Annotated in this window: 20 protein-coding genes and 1 riboswitch; of the genes, 2 read left to right on the top strand and 18 right to left on the bottom strand. The window is 70.3% G+C overall.

Features of this window, described 5'->3' with window-relative positions; genetic code table 11:
• Window positions 1-96: 96 nt before the first annotated feature.
• The 7 genes from ABZ876_RS17715 to ABZ876_RS17685 all read right to left on the bottom strand — a co-directional run bounded on the left by ABZ876_RS17715 (window position 97) and on the right by ABZ876_RS17685 (window position 6,975).
• Complete coding sequence (locus tag ABZ876_RS17715; RefSeq protein ID WP_361781347.1) at window positions 97-1,173, bottom strand: M4 family metallopeptidase; 1,077 nt, start codon at window positions 1,171-1,173, stop codon at window positions 97-99.
• Between the two features lie 353 nt (window positions 1,174-1,526).
• Complete coding sequence (locus tag ABZ876_RS17710; RefSeq protein ID WP_361781285.1) at window positions 1,527-2,417, bottom strand: DUF6424 family protein; 891 nt, start codon at window positions 2,415-2,417, stop codon at window positions 1,527-1,529.
• 175 nt (window positions 2,418-2,592) lie between these two features.
• Complete coding sequence (locus ABZ876_RS17705) at window positions 2,593-3,753, bottom strand: LLM class flavin-dependent oxidoreductase (RefSeq protein WP_361781282.1); 1,161 nt, start codon at window positions 3,751-3,753, stop codon at window positions 2,593-2,595.
• 37 nt (window positions 3,754-3,790) lie between these two features.
• Window positions 3,791-4,987: an SfnB family sulfur acquisition oxidoreductase gene (locus ABZ876_RS17700; RefSeq protein WP_361781279.1), complete on the bottom strand. Its 1,197-nt coding sequence runs from the start codon at window positions 4,985-4,987 to the stop codon at window positions 3,791-3,793.
• Window positions 4,984-5,541, bottom strand: a complete 558-nt coding sequence (gene ssuE / locus ABZ876_RS17695; protein ID WP_361781276.1) for an NADPH-dependent FMN reductase — start codon at window positions 5,539-5,541, stop codon at window positions 4,984-4,986. Before ssuE ends, ABZ876_RS17700 begins: the two co-directional genes overlap by 4 nt.
• 41 nt (window positions 5,542-5,582) lie before the next feature.
• Complete coding sequence (sfnG, locus tag ABZ876_RS17690; RefSeq protein ID WP_361781273.1) at window positions 5,583-6,719, bottom strand: dimethylsulfone monooxygenase SfnG; 1,137 nt, start codon at window positions 6,717-6,719, stop codon at window positions 5,583-5,585.
• Between the two features lie 175 nt (window positions 6,720-6,894).
• On the bottom strand, window positions 6,895-6,975 hold the full coding sequence (locus ABZ876_RS17685; protein WP_361690182.1) for a putative leader peptide: 81 nt from the start codon (window positions 6,973-6,975) through the stop codon (window positions 6,895-6,897).
• 136 nt (window positions 6,976-7,111) lie between these two features.
• Here ABZ876_RS17685 and ABZ876_RS17680 point away from each other — a divergent pair, with 136 nt between their 5' ends.
• Window positions 7,112-8,038: a LysR family transcriptional regulator gene (locus ABZ876_RS17680; RefSeq protein ID WP_361781270.1), complete on the top strand. Its 927-nt coding sequence runs from the start codon at window positions 7,112-7,114 to the stop codon at window positions 8,036-8,038.
• A 4-nt stretch (window positions 8,039-8,042) separates the two neighbouring features.
• The gene (locus tag ABZ876_RS17675; protein ID WP_361781267.1) at window positions 8,043-8,546 is read left to right on the top strand and encodes an AAA family ATPase; all 504 of its coding nucleotides are present in this window, start codon (window positions 8,043-8,045) and stop codon (window positions 8,544-8,546) included.
• 87 nt (window positions 8,547-8,633) lie between these two features.
• Here ABZ876_RS17675 and ABZ876_RS17670 read toward each other — a convergent pair whose 3' ends face one another.
• From ABZ876_RS17670 to ABZ876_RS17620, 11 genes are all read right to left on the bottom strand, one after another.
• Window positions 8,634-9,782 carry an LLM class flavin-dependent oxidoreductase gene (locus ABZ876_RS17670; RefSeq protein ID WP_361781264.1) on the bottom strand — a complete coding sequence of 383 codons (1,149 nt, stop codon included), beginning with the start codon at window positions 9,780-9,782 and terminating at the stop codon, window positions 8,634-8,636.
• On the bottom strand, window positions 9,775-10,866 hold the full coding sequence (locus tag ABZ876_RS17665) for an LLM class flavin-dependent oxidoreductase (RefSeq protein WP_361781261.1): 1,092 nt from the start codon (window positions 10,864-10,866) through the stop codon (window positions 9,775-9,777). Before ABZ876_RS17665 ends, ABZ876_RS17670 begins: the two co-directional genes overlap by 8 nt.
• Window positions 10,863-12,275: an NtaA/DmoA family FMN-dependent monooxygenase gene (locus tag ABZ876_RS17660; protein ID WP_361781258.1), complete on the bottom strand. Its 1,413-nt coding sequence runs from the start codon at window positions 12,273-12,275 to the stop codon at window positions 10,863-10,865. Before ABZ876_RS17660 ends, ABZ876_RS17665 begins: the two co-directional genes overlap by 4 nt.
• A 21-nt stretch (window positions 12,276-12,296) precedes the next feature.
• On the bottom strand, window positions 12,297-13,574 hold the full coding sequence (locus ABZ876_RS17655) for an LLM class flavin-dependent oxidoreductase (RefSeq protein ID WP_361781256.1): 1,278 nt from the start codon (window positions 13,572-13,574) through the stop codon (window positions 12,297-12,299).
• A 115-nt stretch (window positions 13,575-13,689) separates the two neighbouring features.
• A complete protein-coding gene (locus ABZ876_RS17650) occupies window positions 13,690-13,776 on the bottom strand; it encodes a putative leader peptide (protein WP_361781344.1) in 87 nt (28 codons plus the stop codon).
• A gap of 59 nt (window positions 13,777-13,835) precedes the next feature.
• Complete coding sequence (locus ABZ876_RS17645) at window positions 13,836-14,561, bottom strand: GNAT family N-acetyltransferase (RefSeq protein ID WP_361781253.1); 726 nt, start codon at window positions 14,559-14,561, stop codon at window positions 13,836-13,838.
• Window positions 14,562-14,647: 86 nt separating this feature from the next.
• Window positions 14,648-15,670, bottom strand: coding sequence for a transporter substrate-binding domain-containing protein (locus ABZ876_RS17640; protein ID WP_361781250.1), 1,023 nt, complete (start codon window positions 15,668-15,670; stop codon window positions 14,648-14,650).
• A 62-nt stretch (window positions 15,671-15,732) separates the two neighbouring features.
• On the bottom strand, window positions 15,733-16,569 hold the full coding sequence (locus ABZ876_RS17635) for an amino acid ABC transporter ATP-binding protein (RefSeq protein ID WP_361781247.1): 837 nt from the start codon (window positions 16,567-16,569) through the stop codon (window positions 15,733-15,735).
• Complete coding sequence (locus tag ABZ876_RS17630; RefSeq protein ID WP_361781244.1) at window positions 16,566-17,546, bottom strand: amino acid ABC transporter permease; 981 nt, start codon at window positions 17,544-17,546, stop codon at window positions 16,566-16,568. The genes ABZ876_RS17635 and ABZ876_RS17630 overlap by 4 nt, the downstream gene beginning before the upstream one ends.
• Window positions 17,547-17,870: 324 nt before the next feature.
• Window positions 17,871-17,979, bottom strand: a riboswitch (SAM riboswitch).
• Window positions 17,980-18,018: 39 nt separating this feature from the next.
• Window positions 18,019-18,294: a hypothetical protein gene (locus tag ABZ876_RS17625; protein ID WP_361781241.1), complete on the bottom strand. Its 276-nt coding sequence runs from the start codon at window positions 18,292-18,294 to the stop codon at window positions 18,019-18,021.
• Window positions 18,295-18,306: 12 nt separating this feature from the next.
• Window positions 18,307-19,170, bottom strand: a complete 864-nt coding sequence (locus ABZ876_RS17620; RefSeq protein WP_361781238.1) for a glutathione S-transferase C-terminal domain-containing protein — start codon at window positions 19,168-19,170, stop codon at window positions 18,307-18,309.
• Window positions 19,171-19,336: the final 166 nt, after the last annotated feature.

Raw genomic sequence — 19,336 nt, 5'->3', positions numbered from 1 at the left:
TGTGCCGAGGGCTCGAGCACCATCGTCGACGGTGATCCGTCGGATCACCATCCGGATACCTCCGTACCGCCTACACCAATGCGTTCCCTGACCGGCTCACTCCGGGGATACGCCGACCGCGTCCCATGCCTCGAGCACCGCCTTACGCTCCTGCGGCCCGTAGGCGGCGGCGGCGTCCGCCGTCAGTGCGGCGAAGGACGCGAAGTCGACGTCGCGAGGGAGTGCGCCACTGGTCAGCACGTCGTACCAGATACGGCCGGCCAGCTCCCAAGCACTGCCGCCGAGCTGCATCGCGGCGAGGTAGAAAGCGTGGTTGGGGATGCCCGAGTTGATGTGCACGCCGCCGTTGTCGGCGAAGGTCTGCACAAAGTCGTCCATATGGGCCGGCTGCGGGTCCTTGCCGAGTTCATCGTCGTCGTACGCGGTGCCGGGCGCCTTCATCGAGCGCAGAGCGACGCCCTGTACACCGGGACGCAGCAGTTCCTCTCCGATCAGCCAGTTCGCCTCCTCGGCGGTCTGACCCTTGGCGTACTGCTCGACGAGGGATCCGAATACGTCCGACAGGTGCTCGTTCAGGGCTCCGGACTGGCCGACGTATTCCAGGTTGGCGGTGTATTGGGTGACGCCGTGCGTGAGCTCGTGGCCGATGACGTCGGGCGACTGGGTGAAGTCGCCGAAGATGCGCCCGTCCCCGTCGCCGAAGACCATCTGCTCACCGTCCCAGAAGGCGTTGTCGTAGCCCCGCCGGAAGTGGACGCTGGCGTCCAGCGGGAGACCGGCCCCGTCGATGGACAAGCGGGACAGGCTCTGGAGATAGAAGTCGAAGGTGACTCCGAGGCCGTCGTAGGCATGGTTGACGGAGGTGTCCGGTACGTCGGGCTCACCCTCTCCCCGTATGCGTCTGCCGGGCAGCTCCTGCCGGTGCTGGACGTCGCAGACGGTGCGCTCGGGGTGATCGGGGAAGCGCACCGACGGCACGGCGGTCGGGCCGAGCTCGGCCGTCAGCCTCCGTTGAACGCGTTGTGCCGCGTCCAGCGCAAGGGTGCGGCGGGCAGGCTCTTGCACGGCCGGGTCCTCGGCCCGGGCCAGCCGGTTGAGCAGATGCGGTGGCACGATCGCACACGGCGTCGTGGCAACGGACCTGAGCGAGAAGCCGCGGATGTCGTCGGTCATGGGATGTGCTCCGATCGGTGGCGGGTAGCGGTAGCGCACCTCATCCGCCTGACGCTCGCGCTTTTCATCCGCCCGACGCTCGCGCTTTCCGCGGATGGCGGCACGCGTGCCGATCATGGACTTGAAGTGGTCGACGAACTGCGTGATCGTCATCTGGTCCGCGCCGCCCGCCCGGGGGGTGACCCGTAAGGACAGGAAATCCCGAGGGGAAATCCGGGAGAGAAATCCGGCTTGACCGCGCGATCCACGCGCACGCGTGCCATGTCATCAGTTTCCGCCCGCCACCAGGGGCCTGCAACTCCGCGCCCCGTGGCCGCGCGTCGTCCTCGACCGGCGCCGCGGATCGTCTCGGCTCAGCGGGAGCCCCGGCCGTTCCGGCGTGTCCGGCCTGTGGCCGGTGTACCGGCCGCGGTGCGTCGTCCGGGGGCGATCTGCTCGGCGAAGGCCTGGAGCGCGGCGGAGCTGTTCGGCGGCAGGACCGCCATCAGCCCCTGGTCCTGCGCCTCGGCCAGGGTGTCCGCCGCTTCGCTGCCCTCGGGGACATGCACCAGGCGGACGTGTCCGTCTCCGGAACCCCGCCGGTCCACCGGGGCCACGGCGCCGTGGGTGCCGTCGGGCAGGGTCACCCACAGCTGGAAGTCGTCGTACCGGACGAAGTCCGCGCCCTTGACGGGCCAGGGATAGTGGTGCTCGCCGGGCACCTTGGGAAGGATGCCCTGGTGGTTGCCGTGGCTCATGGGCACGCACGCGTTGAACAGGGAATCGGTCCACGCCTCCACGCCGTCCGCGTTCCTGATCGGGGTGCGCAGCAGGTCCTCGGCCTCCTCGTACTCCAGCTCGGCGAGGGCAGGCAGAGTCAGCGGAAAGGCATCGACGAGTTCGGCCGCCTCCTGCCGGAGCCGATCGACCTTCGCCGGTTCGGCGCAGAATTGCATGCTCCACTCGATGCCCACCCGGGCGCGGTACATCCGCCAGCCGCCCTCTCCTTTGGCCCAGAGGCTGCCTCCGTGATGCATCTCCCAGTGCTCGGAGCCGGCGGGCCGGGGCCCGTAGGGCAGTTCCGCGTCACTCATCTCGTCGAGAATCTTCCGCGCCGTCTTCTTGGCGGCGCGGAAGAACGACGACTCGAAGCGCTTGGGATGCTCGACCAGCCGTATCCTCCAAGGATGGCTCTCCGATTCGATCCCGCCGGGCTTGAGCGTGTCGGGAGTCCGGGACGATGCAAGGGAACCGACGTCGGCCATGACCGACCTCCAGAATGCCGACCGCGGTCCGCGTCCGGCCCGCGGTGCCGGGTGCCCCTGTCTTCATCGTGCGCTCGGGGGGAGGAGACTCGCACGCCCAGCCCGCCTCCGGGGTGAGAGGGCGAGTTCGCGATGTCGGCCTTCCCGGCCTTGGTCTCCGCCGCGATCACGTGGGTCAACTCGGGGTCCCGGTCCCGGCGAAGGGCACCTGGGCCGAGGGGGCCGCCTGCTGCCCGTACGGGTGCTGCCACAGACCCTGCGCCTGAAGCTTCGGCAGCACGCCCTCGCCGAACCAGTAGGCCTCCTCCAGGTGCGGATAGCCGGAGAAGACGAACTCCTCGATCCCCAACGCGGCGTACTCCTTGATCCGCTCGGCAACCTCGGTGTGACTGCCGACCAGGGCGGTCCCCGCCCCACCCCGCACCAACCCGATGCCCGCCCACAGGTTGGGGTGGATCTCCAGCCCGTCCCGGCTCCCACCCCCGTGCAGGGCCAGCATCCGCTGTTGCCCCTCCGACTCACTGCGGGCGAGGCCGGCCTGGACGGCCCGCACGGTCTCCGGGTCGAAGCCCGCCAAAAGGCGGTCGGCCTCCGCCCAGGCCTGCTCGGAGGTGTCGCGGGTGATGACGTGCAGACGGATGCCGAAGCGCAGCGTGCGCCCCTCCTGCACGGCGAGCTTCCTGATCCGGGCGATCTTCTCGGCGACCTGCGCGGGTGGCTCTCCCCAGGTGAGGTAGACGTCGACATGCCGTGCCGCGACCTCGCCCGCGATCGGCGAGGATCCGCCGAAATACACCTCGGGGATCGGATCGGGCAGGCGCGCCAGCCTCGCGTCCTCGACCCGCAGGTGCTCGCCGTGCAGATCGACGGTCTTGCCCTCCCACAGTCCCCGGACGATTTCCAGGAATTCGCCGGTACGGCGGTACCGCGCGTCCTTGTCGAGGAAGTCGCCGTAGGCCCGCTGCTCATGACTTTCGCCGCCGGTGACGACGTTGAGCAGAAGCCGGCCGCCGCTCTGCCGCTGGAAGGTGGAGGCCATCTGCGCCGCGAGCGTGGGCGCGACGAAGCCGGGGCGGAAGGCGACGAGGAACTTCAGGCGCTCGCTGTTCTCGCTGACCATCGCGGTGGTCAGCCACGCGTCCTCGCACCACGCCCCGGTCGGGGTGAGCGCTCCGACGAAGCCGAGGTCTTCGGCGGCACGGGCGATCTGGCTCAGGTAGGCGACCGTGGGCGGCCGGTCCCGGCCGGAGGCGGTGGCCGGGGTGCCGTGGCCGCCGCCGACGACGTGGCGGCTGTCTCCGTTGGTGGGCAGGAACCAGTGGAAGATGAGGGACACGCGGCGTCTCCGATCAGGAGTGCGATCAGGTTGGTTGTCAGAGGAGGCCGTGGCGGGGCGGCCTGGTGCCGTTGAGCACATGGCGGCCGATGTGCTGGACCTTCCAGCGGGCCGGGTCGTGCAGGGTGTGGGTGCGCGCGTCGCGCCAGTGGCGGTGCAGGTTCAGGGAGTCGAGCGCGGAGCGGGTGCCGGATACCTCGAAGAGGGCGTCGGCGACCTCGACGGCGGCCTGGGCGGCGGTCACTTTGGCCGTGGCCACCGCGATCGAGGCCTCAGCGGCCGAGTCGTCGGTCAGGTCGGCGCGGGCGTCGTCGACCGCGCGGGCGGCCTCGCGCAGCAGCGCTTCGGCGGCCCGTACTCGGATCGCCAGTTCGCCGAACCGCTGGATCAGCAACGGATCCTCCGCGGCACTCTCGTGCCCTTCGGCGGCGCTCTCGAACCAGGGGCGGCTCTTCGTACGGACGAACCCCACCGCCTCGGCCAGCGCCCCGGAGGCGATCCCGGCATCGATGGCCGCGTGCAGCAACTGGGCTACGGAGCCGTGGAGTTGTGGCCCCCGGAAGGTGAGGTGGTGCGGCACGACACGGTCGGCCGGGACGGGCACCGACTCCAGGCGGACGGTTCCGCTGGCGGTGGTGCGCTGGCCCATGCCGTCCCAGTCGTCCACGACCGTGAGGCCGGGCGCGTCGCGCGGGACGTACGCCACGTGCAGGGTGTCGTCCTCGGTACGGGCGAGGACCGGGATCCAGTGGGCGAACAGCGCGCCGGTGGAGTAGTGCTTGACGCCGTCGAGGACGTACGACCCGTCCGGGAGCCGGGCGAGACGGGTGCGGATGTCCTGGACGTGCTGGGTGCCCGCCTCGGACTGGGCGTTGCCGAACCGCTTGCCGGCCAGTACCTCAGCGAAGAAGAACTTCTGCTGCTCGTCGGTCCCCTGCCTGCGCAGCACGTTGATGTACACGAAGTGACTCTGCGGGATCTGGGCGAGGCTTGCGTCGGCTGCGGCCAGCAGCCGGAAGATCTCGGCGAGCGTGTCCGCACGCACGTCCGCGCCGCCGAACCGGGCGGGCACGGTCACGGCCGGCAGTCCGGAGGCGGACAGCCGCTCCAGCTCCGCGTGCGGGAGCCTGCGCCGTGCGTCCCGCTCGGCGGCGCCCTCGCGGAAGTCCGCGGCCAGCTCCGCGGCCACGGCAAGGGCCTCGGCGTCATCCGCGATGACGTGCGCGACGCTCATCCTGCGGCCGCCAGCAGCGTCGTACGGCCGCCCAGCGCGGCCGAGAACTGGTCCGTGACCTGCGCCAGGGCCTCGGCCGAGCCGGGCGCGACGGTCAGCGTGCCGTCGTCGCCCACCGTGATGTCCTTGTCGAGCGTGAACCAGCCCGGTGTGATGTGCGCAGGACCCATGGAGGCCAGCACCGGGCGCAGGGCGTAGTCGATGGCCAGGACGTGGGCGGTGGTGCCGCCGGTGGCCAGCGGGAGGACCGTCTTGCCCGCCAGGGCGTACTGCGGGAGCAGGTCGAGCAGGGACTTCAGCAGTCCGGAGTAGGCGGCCTTGTAGACAGGGGTGCCGATCACCACCCCGTCCGCCTGCTCGAACAGGGCGGTGGTGCGGATGATCGCCGGGTGAGCGAAGTCGGCCCCGAGCAGCGCCTCGGCAGGCAGGGTGCGTACGTCCAGCGCGATCACCTCGTGCCCCTGCGCGATGAGCCGCTCGTCCAGATGGCGCAGCAGCCGAGCGGTGCGGGAGGTGGCCGAGGGGCTTCCGGAGACGGACAGGACAGTGGCCATGGGAGGACCTTTCGGTTCGTCGTTTCGTGTGCGGGCCGGGGTCAGGCGTGGGCGGCGGCGGGCTCGGACGCGGCTTCCCGTGCCTCCAGTTCGCGCACCAGGGGCAGCACCCGCTTGCCGAAGTACTCGACCTCCTCCAGGTAGTGCAGGAAGCCGAGGAGGAAGAGGTCGACGCCGAGCCGCTTGTAGGCGACGATCCGCTCGGCGATCTGCTCAGGGGTGCCGATCAGACCCGTACGGAAGCCGTCGTTGTACTGGACGAGATCCTCGAAGCTCGAGTCCTGCCACATGCCCTTGCCGTCGGCGGTGGACGGACCGGCCTGCTGTACGGCGTCGCGGAAGCCGTGCACGGCCTGCGTGTCGGCCTTGGCGACGATCTCGCGGAGCGTCTCGCGGGCTTCGGCTTCGGTGTCGCGGGCGATGAGGAAGCCGTTGAGGCCGAACTTCGGCGGCGTACCTCCCGCTTGGGCGGCGGAGGCACGGACGTCGGCGATCTGCTCGGTGACGCCGTCGAAGTCCTTGCCGTTGGAGAAGTACCAGTCGGAGACGCGGCCGGCCATGGCACGGGCGGCGGTGGAGTTGCCGCCCTGGAAGATCTCCGGGTGCGGGCGCTCGGGGGTGTTCAGCGGTTTGGGCTTGAGGGAGAAGTCGCGCAACCGGTAGAAGTCCCCGGCGAGTTCGGCGTGGTCCTCGGTCCAGATCTTCCGCAGGGCGCGGATGAACTCCTCCGAGCGCCGGTAGCGTTCGTCGTGCTCCAGCCAGGGCTCGCCCAGCGCGGTGAACTCGCCCTTGAACCAGCCGCTGACGACGTTGACGGCGAAGCGGCCGTTCGACAGGTGGTCGGCGGTGGCGCCGAGCTTGGCGAGGACGCCCGGGTGCCACAGGCCGGGGTGGACGGCGGCGATGACCTTCAGCCGCTGCGTGGCGAGCAGCAGGGCCAGGCTGAAACTGGTCGACTCGTGCTGGTACTCGGCGCCGTAGCCGGCCATGTAGCGGACCTGGCTGAGCGCGTAGTCGAAGCCGTTGTTCTCGGCGAGGACGGCGAGTTCGCGGTTGTAGTCGTAGCCCCAGTCGGTGCGCTGCTCGATGGTGCTGGTGACCAGGCCGCCGCTGACGTTCGGGACCCAGTAGGCGAAGCGGACGGGGTCGGATCCGGGGTGTGCGGAGGATGCGGGCATGGGAACTCCTGGCAGGAGAATGCTGCGCGGGCAGGACGAATGAGCTCCGTGGAATTCAGGCACGCTGGAGCGGCGTATCCGGGCAGTCCGTCGTCACGACGGAAACAAGCCGGGACCGGAATTCACGGAGGGAAGTCACAGAGGGAGCGGGTGGGAGGGTTTCCCTCGGGTGCGCTCAGGCTCGACAGCGACAGAAGGCGCTGGAGACACGCGCAAGGTCGACGTGGCGTCGCCGCGTGAGGTCCTGTCGCTTCATGCACCGATCGAACCAGGAGGGAGTCCGGCCGGTCAAGAATGCCCGGTGGTGATTCCACATGGTGAGAGTCGGTATTCACGAGGTTGTGACAGGGATTCCCTTGAACCCGGTCCGGGGAAGGCGCAGTCTCCTTTTCGTGCGTATAGAACAGCTCGAATACATCGCTGCCGTCACGCGGCTCGGTTCGCTGCGGCGCGCCGCCGAGGAACTGCACCTGTCCCAGCCCGCGCTCAGCGAAACCGTACGCAATCTGGAGCGCGAGCTCGGCGTGGACCTGCTGGAGCGCAAGCGGTCCGGGGCGAAGATCAGCTACGAGGGACGCGAGCTGCTGCCGCACATCATGAGCGTGCTGGACGCGGTCGACCGGCTGCGCGGCGCGGCCGGCGACCAGCACCGCATCAGCCGCATGGTCCGGCTCGGCACGGTGAACACGGCTACCGTGCCGCTGGTCATCCCGACCGTGCGCGAGTTCCGGGCCTCGCACCCGGTCACCCAGGTGGAGTTGGTCGGCGCACAGCATGCCGACATCCACCGCGGGCTGTTGGAGGGCGCCTTCGACCTGGGACTGGTGAACTACCTGCGGGGCGACGACCTGCCGCCCGGCTTCGAGACGACGGAGTTGCTCTGCGGGCGGCCGGTGGTCTGCGTGCGTCCGGACAGCCCGCTGGCGGCCCTGGATGCGGTGGACGCGGACAGTCTCCTGGCCGAGCCGTTGATCGTGATGCGGTCCGGGTATGTGATGCACCGTTTCGTGCACCGGCTGCTGCGCGGCCGGACGCCGTCTTTCTCGTACTCCACCGACGGCGCGGAGATGGGCAAGCTGATGGTGGCCGAGGGGCTGGGGGCCACGGTGCTGCCGGACTTCAGCGTCGTCGGCGACCCGCTGGAGCGACGGGGCGCGATCACTGTGCGGCCGCTCGCGCGGGATGCGACCGACGTGCTGCTGGTGCTGCAGCGCCGCCATTCCGGCGCCGTGCCGCGGGCGGTCCGCGACCTGCACGAGCTCTTCGTGCGCAATGCCCAGGCGTACGGCGGTTCGTCGCGACGGCTGACGGAGGGATGATCCGGTGCTCATCGTCATGGGCGGCCTGCCCGGCACCGGCAAGACCACGCTCGCGCGTCTCCTGGCGGCCCGGGTCGGTGCGGTGCATCTGCGGGTCGACACGATCGAGCAGGCGATCGTCCGTTCCGGGGTGGCCCGGCACGCCGTGGGTCCCGTGGGCTACGTCGTCGGATATGCCCTGGCCGGGGAACATCTGCGGCAGGGACTGACCGTGATCACGGAATCGGTCAATCCGCTGAGTGTGACGCGTGACGCCTGGCGGGACACGGCCGCCGGGACGGGCGCGCGTGTCGTCGAGGTGGAGGTGGTGTGCTCGGATCCGGCGGAGCACCGGCGCCGTGTGACCTCGCGGTCGGCCGGCATTCCGGGTCTGCCGCTGCCAGCCTGGCAGCAGGTCGTCGACCGGGAGTACGAGCCGTGGGACCGCGAGCGCGTCGTCGTCGACACCGCGGGACGGAGCCCGCAACAGTCACTGGCTGTGCTCCTTCGCGGCCTGGCATCGGGCTGAGACAGAGGGCTTCCGCTGTCGGCGCGGAGACGAGACGGGCCGCGCCGAAGCGGTCGCGTGCAGTCGGCCGGTGAGGTCACCCCAACGTCAGCTCGGCTGCAAGGAGTGCCCCCGTCCGCGCCATTCCTCCGCGAGCAGTTCGTACGAGCGGACCCGGTCGGCATGGTCGTGGGTGATCGTCGTGATGAGCAACTCGTCCGCGCCCGTGGCCTCCTGGAGCTGTTCCAGCTGGTCGGCCACCCGGCCCGGTGAGCCGACGAACTGGGTGTCGAGGCGGTCCTGGACGAGGGACCGGTCCTCGTCGGTCCAGGTGTGGGCACGCGCTTCGTCCGGCGTCGGGAACTCGATGGCGCCCTCGGCGGTGCGGATGCTGCGCACCCACAGGCCGTAGCCGGTGGCGAGCGTGCGGGCGGTGGCGTCGTTCTCGGCGACGACGACGTCCGCCGAGACGCTGACGTACGGCTTGTCGAGGAACTGGGATGGCTGGAAGAAGGCGCGGTAACCCTCCACCGCCTCCAGGACCGTGGCCGGGCTGACGTGGTAGTTCGCCGCGAACCGCAGACCGTTGCGGCCCGCGACAGCGGCGCTCTGACCACCGCTGCTGCCCAGGATCCACACCTCCACGTCGGCGCCCTCCCCCGGCACGACGTGCGCCTCGACGCCCTCCGGGGAGCGGTAGGTGCCGGCGAGCAGGGCGAGGATGTCGTCGATCTGATCGGCGTAGTCCTGTGACTCGGCGCCCGGCAGCAGAAGCAGCCTGCGCTGCAGCGCGATGCGGGGTGAGCCGAGCAGATGCTCGAAGGAGAAGCGGGGCGGGATCAGCAGGCCGTTCGGGGTGCGGCCGTCGACGACCGGGGTCGCCGTCGGCAACGGTGCGGCCGGCTCTTTCGGCGGGCGGCCGCCCGAGCGGCCCAGGCCCAGATCGAAGCGGCCCGGGTGCAGCGCGTCGAGCAGGCCGAACTCCTCCACGGTGGACAGCGCCGTGCGGTGCCCGAGCTGCACGGCCCCGGAGCCGAGCCGGATGGTGGAGGTGGCGGATGCGGTCAGGGCCAGGACGACCGCCGGGGAGGTACCTGCCACACCCGGATTGAGGTGGTGCTCGGCGAACCAGTAGCGGGCGTATCCGAAGCGCTCGGCCTGCTGTGCGAGGTCGATGGAGTTGCGCAGGGCGTCGGCTGCCGTCGAGCCCGACGGGATCGGGACCAGGTCGAGGATGCCGAGGGGGATGTCAGACATGGGCGGACTCCTGGGTGAGCGGTGGTGCCGGAAGCACGGGTCCCCATGCGAACGGCGGGTCCGGGATCTCGTGGCGCAGCACGGGGGCGACCTTGGACTGGAACAGCTCGAGGGAGGCACGGTGCCGGGATTCCGTCAGCCCGCTCGCGTCGGCGTGCAGGTGGAGCACGGTGTGCCCGAACTGTTCGTGGTAGCGGTGCACCTTGTCGATGACCTGTTGCGGGCTGCCGATCAGGGCGGAGCTGCGTTCGGCGAAGTCCTCCAGGGTCTCGAAGACGACCGGCAGGCCGGCCTTCTTGAAGAACGCCAGGTTGGCCTCGAAGACCGGCCGGTACGCGGCCAGTGCCTCCTGCGAGGTGGACGCGACGCAGATGCCCGCGGTGCCGGCGCCGACGGCGATCCGTGCCGGGTCGTGACCGTAGTGGTCCCACTGCTGCCGGTAGTAGCGGACCAACTCGGCGTACGGCTCGATGGGGTGGGTGACGTTCGCCGAGAACAGCGGATCGCCGTAGCGGGCGGCCAGGTCGACCGACTCCTTGCTGGTGGCGCTGCCGTGCCAGACCCGGATCGGCCGCTGGTACGGCCGTGGCCACACCTCGGCTTCGGTCAGCGGGGGACGGAAGCGGGTGGCGGCGGTGACCTTGTCCTGACGCCACAGCTTGCGAAAGACCTCGTAGCTCTCGGCGTTGCGGTCCCACTGGTCCTCCGGCGTGACGTGGAACAGGTCACGCTGGGCGGCGCCGTTGCCCTTGCCGATGATCAGGTCCAGGCGCCCGTCGGACAGGTGATCCAGCGTGGCGTAGTCCTCGTATGCCCGGACCGGGTCCAGCAGGCTGAGCGTCGTGACGGCCGTGAACAGGCGGATCCGCTTCGTCAGGGCGGCCACATGGCTGAGTACGACGGTCGGGGACGAGGAGAGGAACGGCCGCTCGTGCCGCTCCCCCACACCGAAGCCGTCAAAGCCCAACTCCTCGGCCAGCAGGGCGCTGTCGAGGACCTCGCGGAAGCGGTCATGGGTCGGCTTCTGTATCCCGGTGACGGGGTCCGGGCGGTGCACGATGAGTGTGATGGCCAGGAATTTCACGAAGCCACCCGCTGGTCGCCCCGCAGGCCGTCCATGGGGGTCCCCCCGCTCGAGCGAAGCCGAGAGTGGGGGAGGGCGAGGCCGAGGTGGTGGCGCAGGGTCGTGCCCTCGTAGTCGGTGCGGAAGACGCCCCGTTCCTGCAGGAGCGGGACGACCTTGTCGGCGAAGGGGTCGAGGCCGCCGGGGGTGATGTGCGGGACGAGGATGAAGCCGTCGGAGACGTCGGCCTGCACGAAGTCGTTGATGGTGTGCGCGACGGTGGCCGCGGAGCCGACGAAGGTCTGCCGGTTGCCGGTGTTGATGACCAGGTCGCGGATGGACCACTTGTTGGCCTCGGCGAGCTGCCGCCACTCGCGGGCGACGGCGATCGGGTCCCGGTACATCCGCACCTGGGCGCGGCCCCGCGATATGTGCTCCTCACTCACCACGGGGTCGACGTCGGGCAGCGGCCCCTCCGGGTCGTACGCCGACAGGTCCCGGTTCCAGACGAACTCCAGGTGCTTGATGGCAGTGGCGCCGCTGACCTGCTGCCGGCGCACCTCGCGGGCGAGTTCGGCGGCCTCCTGGTCGGTGTCGCCGAGCACGAAGGTCGCGGCGGGGAGGATGAGGAGCTGGTCGGTGCGGCGGCCGTACCTGGCAAGCCGCGACTTGACGTCCGTGTAGAACGCCTGGCCCTCCTTCAAAGTCGCGTACCGGCTGAAGATGGCGTCGGCGCTGGCCGCGGCGAACTCACGGCCCTCCTCGGAGTCGCCGGCCTGGAAGATCACCGGGCGGCCCTGCGGGGAGCGCGGAACGTTGAACTGACCACGGATGTCGAAGTGTTTCCCCGTGTGGACGAACGAGCCCGCCTTGGCATCGCGCAGGAAGATTCCGGTCTCCTGGTCGGCGACGATCTCGTCACCGTGCCAGGAGTCGAAGAGCTCGTTCGCCGTGGCCAGGAACTCCTTGGCACGGGAGTAGCGCTCCTCCTGCGGCAGGAAGCCGCCGCGGCGGAAGTTCTCGCCGGTGAAGGCGTCCCAGGAGGTGACCACGTTCCACGCGGAACGACCGCCGGAGAGATGGTCGAGGCTGGCGAACTGGCGGGCCACCTCGTACGGCTCGTTGAACGTGGAGTTGATGGTGCCGGTCAGGCCCAGATGCTCGGTGACGGCGGCGAGCGCGGCGAGCACGGTGAAGGTGTCGGGCCGGCCGACGACGTCCAGGTCGTATATCTGACCGCCCTGTTCGCGCAGGCGCAGGCCCTCGGCCAGGAAGAGGAAGTCGAACTTGGCGCGTTCGGCGGTCTGCGCGAAGTGGACGAAGGAGCTGAACTCGATATGGCTGCCGGCGCGCGGATCGCTCCACACGGTGGTGTTGTTGACGCCGGGGAAGTGCGCGGCCAGGTGGATCTGCTTCAGCGGCTTGCTCATGGTGGGTGCGGTCCTTCCGGCTCAGGCGATCGGGGTCCCCCCGGGCTCGAGCGAAGCCGAGAGCCTGGGGGCGTAGCGGTTGGCGGGGCGGGACAGGCCCAGCAGGCCGCGCAGGGTGTCGGCCTCGTAGGCGGTGCGGAAGGCGCGCCGACGCTGGAGCTCGGGGACCAGGCCGCGGGTGATGGCCGGCAGGTCTTGCCCGGCGACGGCGGGGCGCAAGCGGAAGCCGGTCAGCCCGGCGCTGTGGAGTTCCAGGAGCAGATCGGCGAGTTGGGCGGGGGTACCGGCGAAGATGCGGGCGTCGCTGGTGTACGGCTCCCCCGCGAGGGCGTCGAGGCGTGCGCGCCGGTCCTCCGCGGCGGCCTGCTCGGCGTCCAGGAAGACCACCAGGTCACCGAAGACGTGCAGGAGTTCACCGGCCCGCCCGGCCGCCTCCTGCTCGGCGCGGATCTCGGCGACGATCGCGCGGGCCTGCTCGGCGTCGTGCGGGGTGACGTAGCCGACGTCGGCTTGGCGGGCCACCAGCCGGTACGGGACGGTCTGGTGGGCGAGAGCGGTGACCGGCGGCTGGCCCTGGGGCGGGCGTGGAGTGATGGAGGGTCCCTTGACGCTGAAGTACTTGCCCTCGAAGTCGATGTAGTGCAGTTTGTCCCGGTCGATGAAGCGGCCGGTGGCCACGTCCCGGATCTCGGCGTCGTCCTCCCAGCTGTCCCAGAGCCGGCGCACGACCTCGACGTAGTCGGCGGCCTCGTCGAACAGGTCGGTCAGCCGCTGCTGTCCGGCCGGGGTGCGCAACTCCTCCGGGCTCAGCGGCGGGAAGGTGCGGCGGCCGAAGTGGTCGGCCTCGTGCGGGCGAGCGGTGATCTGCACCCGCAGGCCGGCCCGGCCGGTGCTGACGTAGTCGAGGGTGGCGATCGCCTTGGAGATGTGGAACGGCTCCGTGTGAGTGGTGATCACGGTCGGCACCAGACCGATGTGCCGGGTGAGGGGTGCGATGCGGGACGCGATCAGTACGGCGTCCAGGCGGCCGCGGACCTGGTCGGTGCGGCCGTCCAACGCGCCGATGGGGGTCCCCCCGGTCGAGCGAAGCCGAGACTGGGGGAGCGAGGACTGCAGGCCGAGTCCGTCCTCGAAGGTGACGAAGTCGAGCAGGCCGCGCTCGGCCTCGGCGACCAGGTCGGCCCAGTATCCGGCGGTGAACAGGTCCCGGGGACGGGCGACCTGCTCACGCCAGGAGGCGGGGTGCCAGCCGGTGCCGTCGAGGGCGACGGCAAGGTGCAGCGAAGGAGAAGTGGACACGGATGGATGCCTTCCTGAAGGTCCGTACGAGATCGCCGGCCCACGGGAATCGGGGCGCACGGCGCTGGGCGACCGCAGGGAGATGGGGGTCCCCCGGCCGAAGGCTGGGGGAGGGTCAGGAGCTACAGAGGGAGCCGGCCACGCGCTGCAGGTCGATGTGGGGCCGGGAGTGGAGGCGGACGGCGCGGCGTACACGCGTCACGTGTCGCACCTCCGTCCGAACGGTCCGGGCAGTCGCCTTCTGCAAGCACAACGGCACAGCTATGCCGTTTCTTCCAGAACGGCGGCGCCGGTGTGCCGTACGAGCGAGAAGACCGTACGTCGGCGCAGGGTGAAGCCGATCGACTCGTACAGCCGGATCGCGTTCGCGTTGGTGGCCACGGCGTGCAGAAAGGGGCGTTCACCGCGTTCCTTGATGCCGGCGGCGACCGCGCGGACGAGGCGGGTGGCCAGGCCCCGGCCGCGGTGGTCCGGATCGGTGCACACGGCGCTGATCTCCGTCCAGCCGGGCGGGTGCAGCCGCTCGCCGGCCAGGGCGATCAGCCGGCCCTGGTGGCGGATGCCGAGGTAGGTGCCCATTTCGACGGTGCGGGGCAGATAGGGCCCCGGCTGGGTGCGGGCGACCAGGTCGAGGATTTCGGGCACGTCGTCGGGGCCGAGCCGTACGGCCTCCCTGTCGGGCTCCGCGCGCACACCGGTGTCCAGGAGCTGGACGCCGTGTCCGGTGCGCACGATCTCCCAGCCCTCCGGAACCTCCGTGACGCCCCGCACCGAGGCGGTGCCGCCAGGGCCGACGAGCGCGGCGAGGTCGGCCCAGGCGCGCGGGTCGTCCTCGTCGGAAACGGCGTGGAAGGGGGCCACGTCCTCGTGGTAGCGGGCGGCATGGCCTATGCGTTGGGCGAAGTGGGCGTGGGGGCCGGTGAGCGCGGCCCAGGCGGGATTGTCCAGGATGTGCGAGGGGCCGGCGTCGAGGGTGGTGACGGACATGGCGTGGCGGTCTCCGTGGGCGGCTCGGGTGTCCGGCGCGCGGGGACTCCACCGCGGGCGGAGGTGGAGTCCCCGGCACCCGGTGGTCAGGAGTTGTCGAGCGGCAGTCCGGGCGGGTTGACCTCGGACTTGGCGACGGCGTCGTGGGAGAGGTTCCAGGCGGCGAGCCACTTGGCGTACTGGCCGTTCTCGATCAGGTGGTTGATCGCGTCGGTGAGGGGCTTGGCCAGGCCGCTGCCCTTCTTCGCGGTGGCCGCGATCAGCCCCTGGAGGCTCGCGCCGGCACCGGAGTACTGGCCCGCGATCCTGGTCGCGTCGGGGGTGCTCGCGGTCTGGGTGACGTGGTAGGAGAGGTTGGGGCTGGGGCCCAGGTAGGCGTCGATCTTGCCGCTGTTCAGGGCCAGGTAGAGGCTGTTGTTGTCCTGGAAGTACTTGACGGTGAGCTGCTTGCCCTCGCTCTGGAGCTTCTTCTGCCACTCCAGCAGGATCCGCTCCTGGTTGGTGCCCGCGCCGACCGAGACGGTCTTGCCCGCGAGGGCCTGGTAGTCGCCGTCGAAGGTCCACTTCGAGGACTTGAGCGTTTCGAAGGCGAGGTCGTCCTTGCGGTAGGAGGCGAACTCGTACTTACGCTTGCGCTCCTCGGTGTCGGTGATGTTCGAAAAGCCGACGTTCACCTTGCCGCTGTCGATGCCGACGAAGAGGTTCTCCCAGGTGAACCGCTTGACCTCGGGTTCGAGGCCGAGGACGGCCGCGACGAGTCTGCCCAGGTCGGCCTCGGAGCCGGTGAGGGTCTTCTGGTCGCTGCCCACGAAGCCCAGCGGCGGGGAGCCGGAGGGCAGGGTGCCGGAGCCGATCACCAGCTTGCCGCTCTTCTTGATCGCGTCGGGCAGCTGGGCGCTGATGGACTTGACCTCTGAGACCTTCAGGGTGGTCTCCTTGGCGGCACCGTTGGACAGCCGGCCGACGGTGACCGTGCCGGCGGTGTCGCCCGTCGCGGTGGCGGCGTCGCTGTCGCCACCGCAGGCGGCGAGCCCGGTGGCGAGGGTGGCGACGGCGGTCGCCGCGGTGATGCCGCGTATCAGGCTGCGTCGGGTGAAGTGGGCAGACATCGCTGTTCCTTGTCGCTGGAGGTGATGAGGGCGGGGTGAGGGAAGTCGAGGGGTGCGTCGCGTCAGAGCACCTTGCCGAGGAAGTCCCGGGTCCGCTCGTGCCGGGGATTGTCGAGGACCTCGGAGGGCGGGCCCTGTTCGATGATCTTTCCGCCGTCGATGAAGACGACCCGGTCGGCGATCTCGCGGGCGAAGCCGATCTCGTGGGTGACGATGACGAGAGTGGTGCCGCTGGTCGCCAGGTCCTTGATGACGGCAAGGACCTCACCGACGAGTTCGGGGTCCAGGGCGGAGGTCGGCTCGTCGAAGAGAATGACTCCGGGGCGCAACGCGAGAGCGCGGGCGATGGCGACACGCTGCTGCTGGCCACCGGAGAGCTGGCGTGGATAGGCGCCGGTCTTGTCGGCGAGGCCGACCCGGCCGAGGAGTTCGCGCGCGAGTTCCAGGGCCTCGGGCTTGCCGAGCTTCCTGGTGGCGACCGGCGCGGCGGCCACGTTGTCGAGGACGGTCAGGTGCGGGAAGAGGTTGAAGTTCTGGAAGACGAAGCCGATCCGGGCGCGCTGGGTGAGGATGGCCCTCTCGCTCAGCTCCTTCAGCCTCCCCCAGCCTTCGGCCGGGGGGACCCCCCTCTCCCTTCGGTCGCCTTGCCGCTTCACGCCGATCAGTTCGCCGTTGATGCTGACGTAGCCGATCTCGGGCTTCTCCAGATGGTTGATGACCCGCAGCAGGGTGGACTTCCCGGAGCCGGACGGCCCGAGGATGACGGTGACCTCGCCGGGGCGGACGGTCAGGTCGATGCCGTTCAACACCGGGTGGGTGCCGTACCACTTGTGCACGTCGTGCACCTCGACGGTGGCGGGCTCGACGCCGGCCAGGGCTTCGAGGGTCTCGGCGGTCATACGGCGGCCTCCCGGCGGATGCGGACCCGCAGGTCGGTGAGACCGGTGCGGAGCCTCTGCAGCGGTGTCGGCGGCAGGGTGCGGGTGGCACCGCGGGCGTAGTACCGCTCGACGTAGAACTGGATGACGGAGACGACGCTGGTCAGGACGAGGTACCAGACGGTGACGACAAGCAGCAGCGGCACGATGTCGCCGGGGTAGGTGGAGCCCATGGACTGGGCGGTGCCGAACAGGTCGAGCAGGGAGACGTAGAAGACCAGCGAGGTGCCCTTGATCAGGCCGATGAGCTGGTTGACGTAGTTCGGGACGATCGAACGCAGCGCCTGCGGAAAGACGATCTTCCGGAACTGGTAGCTCTTCGGCAGACCGAGCGCGGAGGCTGCCTCGTGCTGGCCCTGGTCGACGGAGAGGATGCCGCCGCGCACGACCTCGGCGGCGTAGGCGGCCTCGTTGAGGCTGAGGCCGACGACGGCGACGGCCATGTCGGTGGCGAGCCGGGACTCGTCGAAGGTGAAGAAGGCCGGGCCGAAGGGGACACCGATACTCAGCGTCTTGTACAGGGCGCTGAGGTTGTAGAGGAAGATCAGCACCACGATGAGCGGTATGGAGCGCAGCGCCCAGACGTAGGTCCAGCTGACCGCGCGCAGCACTGGGCTCTTCGACAGCCGGGCCAGGGCCAGCAGGATGCCGCCGAGGAGGCCCAGCACCGCGCTGTAGGCGGTGACTTCGAGGGTGATGAGGAGTCCGTCGAGGATGTTCGGCCGCAGGAACCAGTAGCCGAAGCGGTCCCATTGGTAGAAGGGGTTGGAGACCAGTCCGTGGACGAACTGGGCGGCCAGGACCAGGACTGCCGCTGTGGCGATCCAGCGTCCTGGACTCCGTAGCGGCAGGACTCGCTGGGCAGTGAGGGCTTGCCGACGTTCGTCGGCGGTCGGCGCTTCCGGGAGGGTGACGGTGGCGCCAGGGGGTTCACTCATGGTGGGCTCCGGCTGGGTGGGAACACCCCGGAAGCGCGGCGGCGTGCGGGGGCGCGGACGACGGCGAGGTACCGGGGGCGTGGAGGACGACGGCACACCGCGCGGGCGGTGTCGGTCAGGAGATGCGGGGGCTGCGGTGAGGTGTCAGCCCCGGCAGCGGGCGCTGCCCGGTGCGGTACACAGTGCGCTGTTCACGCGGAGCAGATCGACGGCGCGATCGGCGACGAGGGGGTTCGGGTACGGCTGTACGCAGCCCTGCGGGCGGCGTGTCGCCGTCCTGGGAGCTGCGTACATGGCGTCACCGTCACTGTTCCGGCCCTGTGGGCCTCGCGCTTACCGATACGTCATCGGTCCGGTCGTCACCTGGGGCACCCCACCGCGGTGCGAGGGTTGCCGGTCAGCCAGCCAGGGCTTGTCGCTGACACTCATGACCGTTCTGGGCACGTAGTCAAGACAATGGCCCGAACGAATGTCAACTCCGGTCCACCAGGTGGAACTGGCCCCGGGCCGGGAGTGCTGGCCTCAGGCCTTGCAGTCGAGCTGATGCCCCGGCACGCCAGCGCTCGCCCCGGGCAATCGCTTCCGCCCGGCGAGGGTCGTCGGCGTAGCGGAAGATCCGGCCGGCGAACACGACCACTCGTTCCTTGTCGCCGACCCGGTAGTCGGCGTACCGGCCTCCCTCCGGGGAGAGACCGTCTGCCAGCGCCTCGGCCAGCGGGGCGTCATCCTCGGCGTCACTCTCGGGCATCGATGTCAGGACCTAATGGGCTGAGTGTGCCGCCCAGTCCAGGATCTGGACGGCCGCTCCGGCTGCCTCCAGGCCCCGGCACCGGGCGTGGTGACGGCGTTCGATGCCGTCGAGGTCGAGGTGGGCACCGAAGGCCGGGTGAGCGGCCAGGCGGCGGGCGTAGGCCCACAGCACCGGGTGGTCGGCGATGCGCTGGACCGCGGCGGCGTCGAGGTGGTTGCGGTGCACGGTGTCGAGCTGGACCAGGGCCACCCACAACTCGACGTCTGCCACGGTGACTTCGTCACGGATCACGTACGTACGTCCGACGAGCCAGCGCTCCAGCGCGCCCAGCGTCTCCAGCAGCGTCCCGAGTGCCGCGTCGCGCTCCGCCTGCCCGCCGTCGGCCGAACCGGCACGCTGAGCCGCCTCGTCCATGCTCTGCGCGCACATCCGCTCGACGGCCTCGATCTCCGACTCGGCGCCGCACGGGTAGAGCGAGAGGCCGTCGGTGCCGAAGCGGCGGGCCAGATCACGCATGATGTCCGGGGCGTGAGTGCTCACGATCCGTCCGGACCAGTCGTCGCTGAGGACCGGAGCGACGGCCGGACCGATGTACCGGTGGGCACTCGCCTCGTACAGCGGGCGCAGAGCCGAGTGACCATCCTCGGGACAGTCGGGCACGGCCGGCAGGAAAGTCGCCGGACATACGGTGTCCAGACCGAGCAAACTGTGTACGACGGCGATGCGGAGGCCGTCGGGAGAGGCCGTCGACAGATAGAGGCGGTAGCGGCCCGGAACGGCGTAGTGGCCGCTGCGCGCGTCCCTGCCGATTCGGCCGCGGAATGCGGGCACGGGCTGGGCGGTGACGCGGGCGGCCTGCGGTGTGACGGTCATGACTCTCCCGGGGAGCGGGCGCGGACGTACGCGCGGCGGAAACGACGTCGGCCGAGGGAGCAGGGCTCACCGGTGCGCACCGGAGGGGACTACACCTCAGGGCGCCCCCTCAAGGGAAACGGGGACGCCGTCGGCGCGGGACGGGCCCGGCTCAGCCCTGGAGCCT

It is taken from the genome of Streptomyces sp. NPDC046931, from assembly GCF_040644655.1.
In the GTDB taxonomy this organism is placed as follows: Bacteria; Actinomycetota; Actinomycetes; order Streptomycetales; family Streptomycetaceae; genus Streptomyces.
Note: the sequence above shows the minus strand (reverse complement) of the source record. Positions and strands in the feature narration are given on the sequence as shown.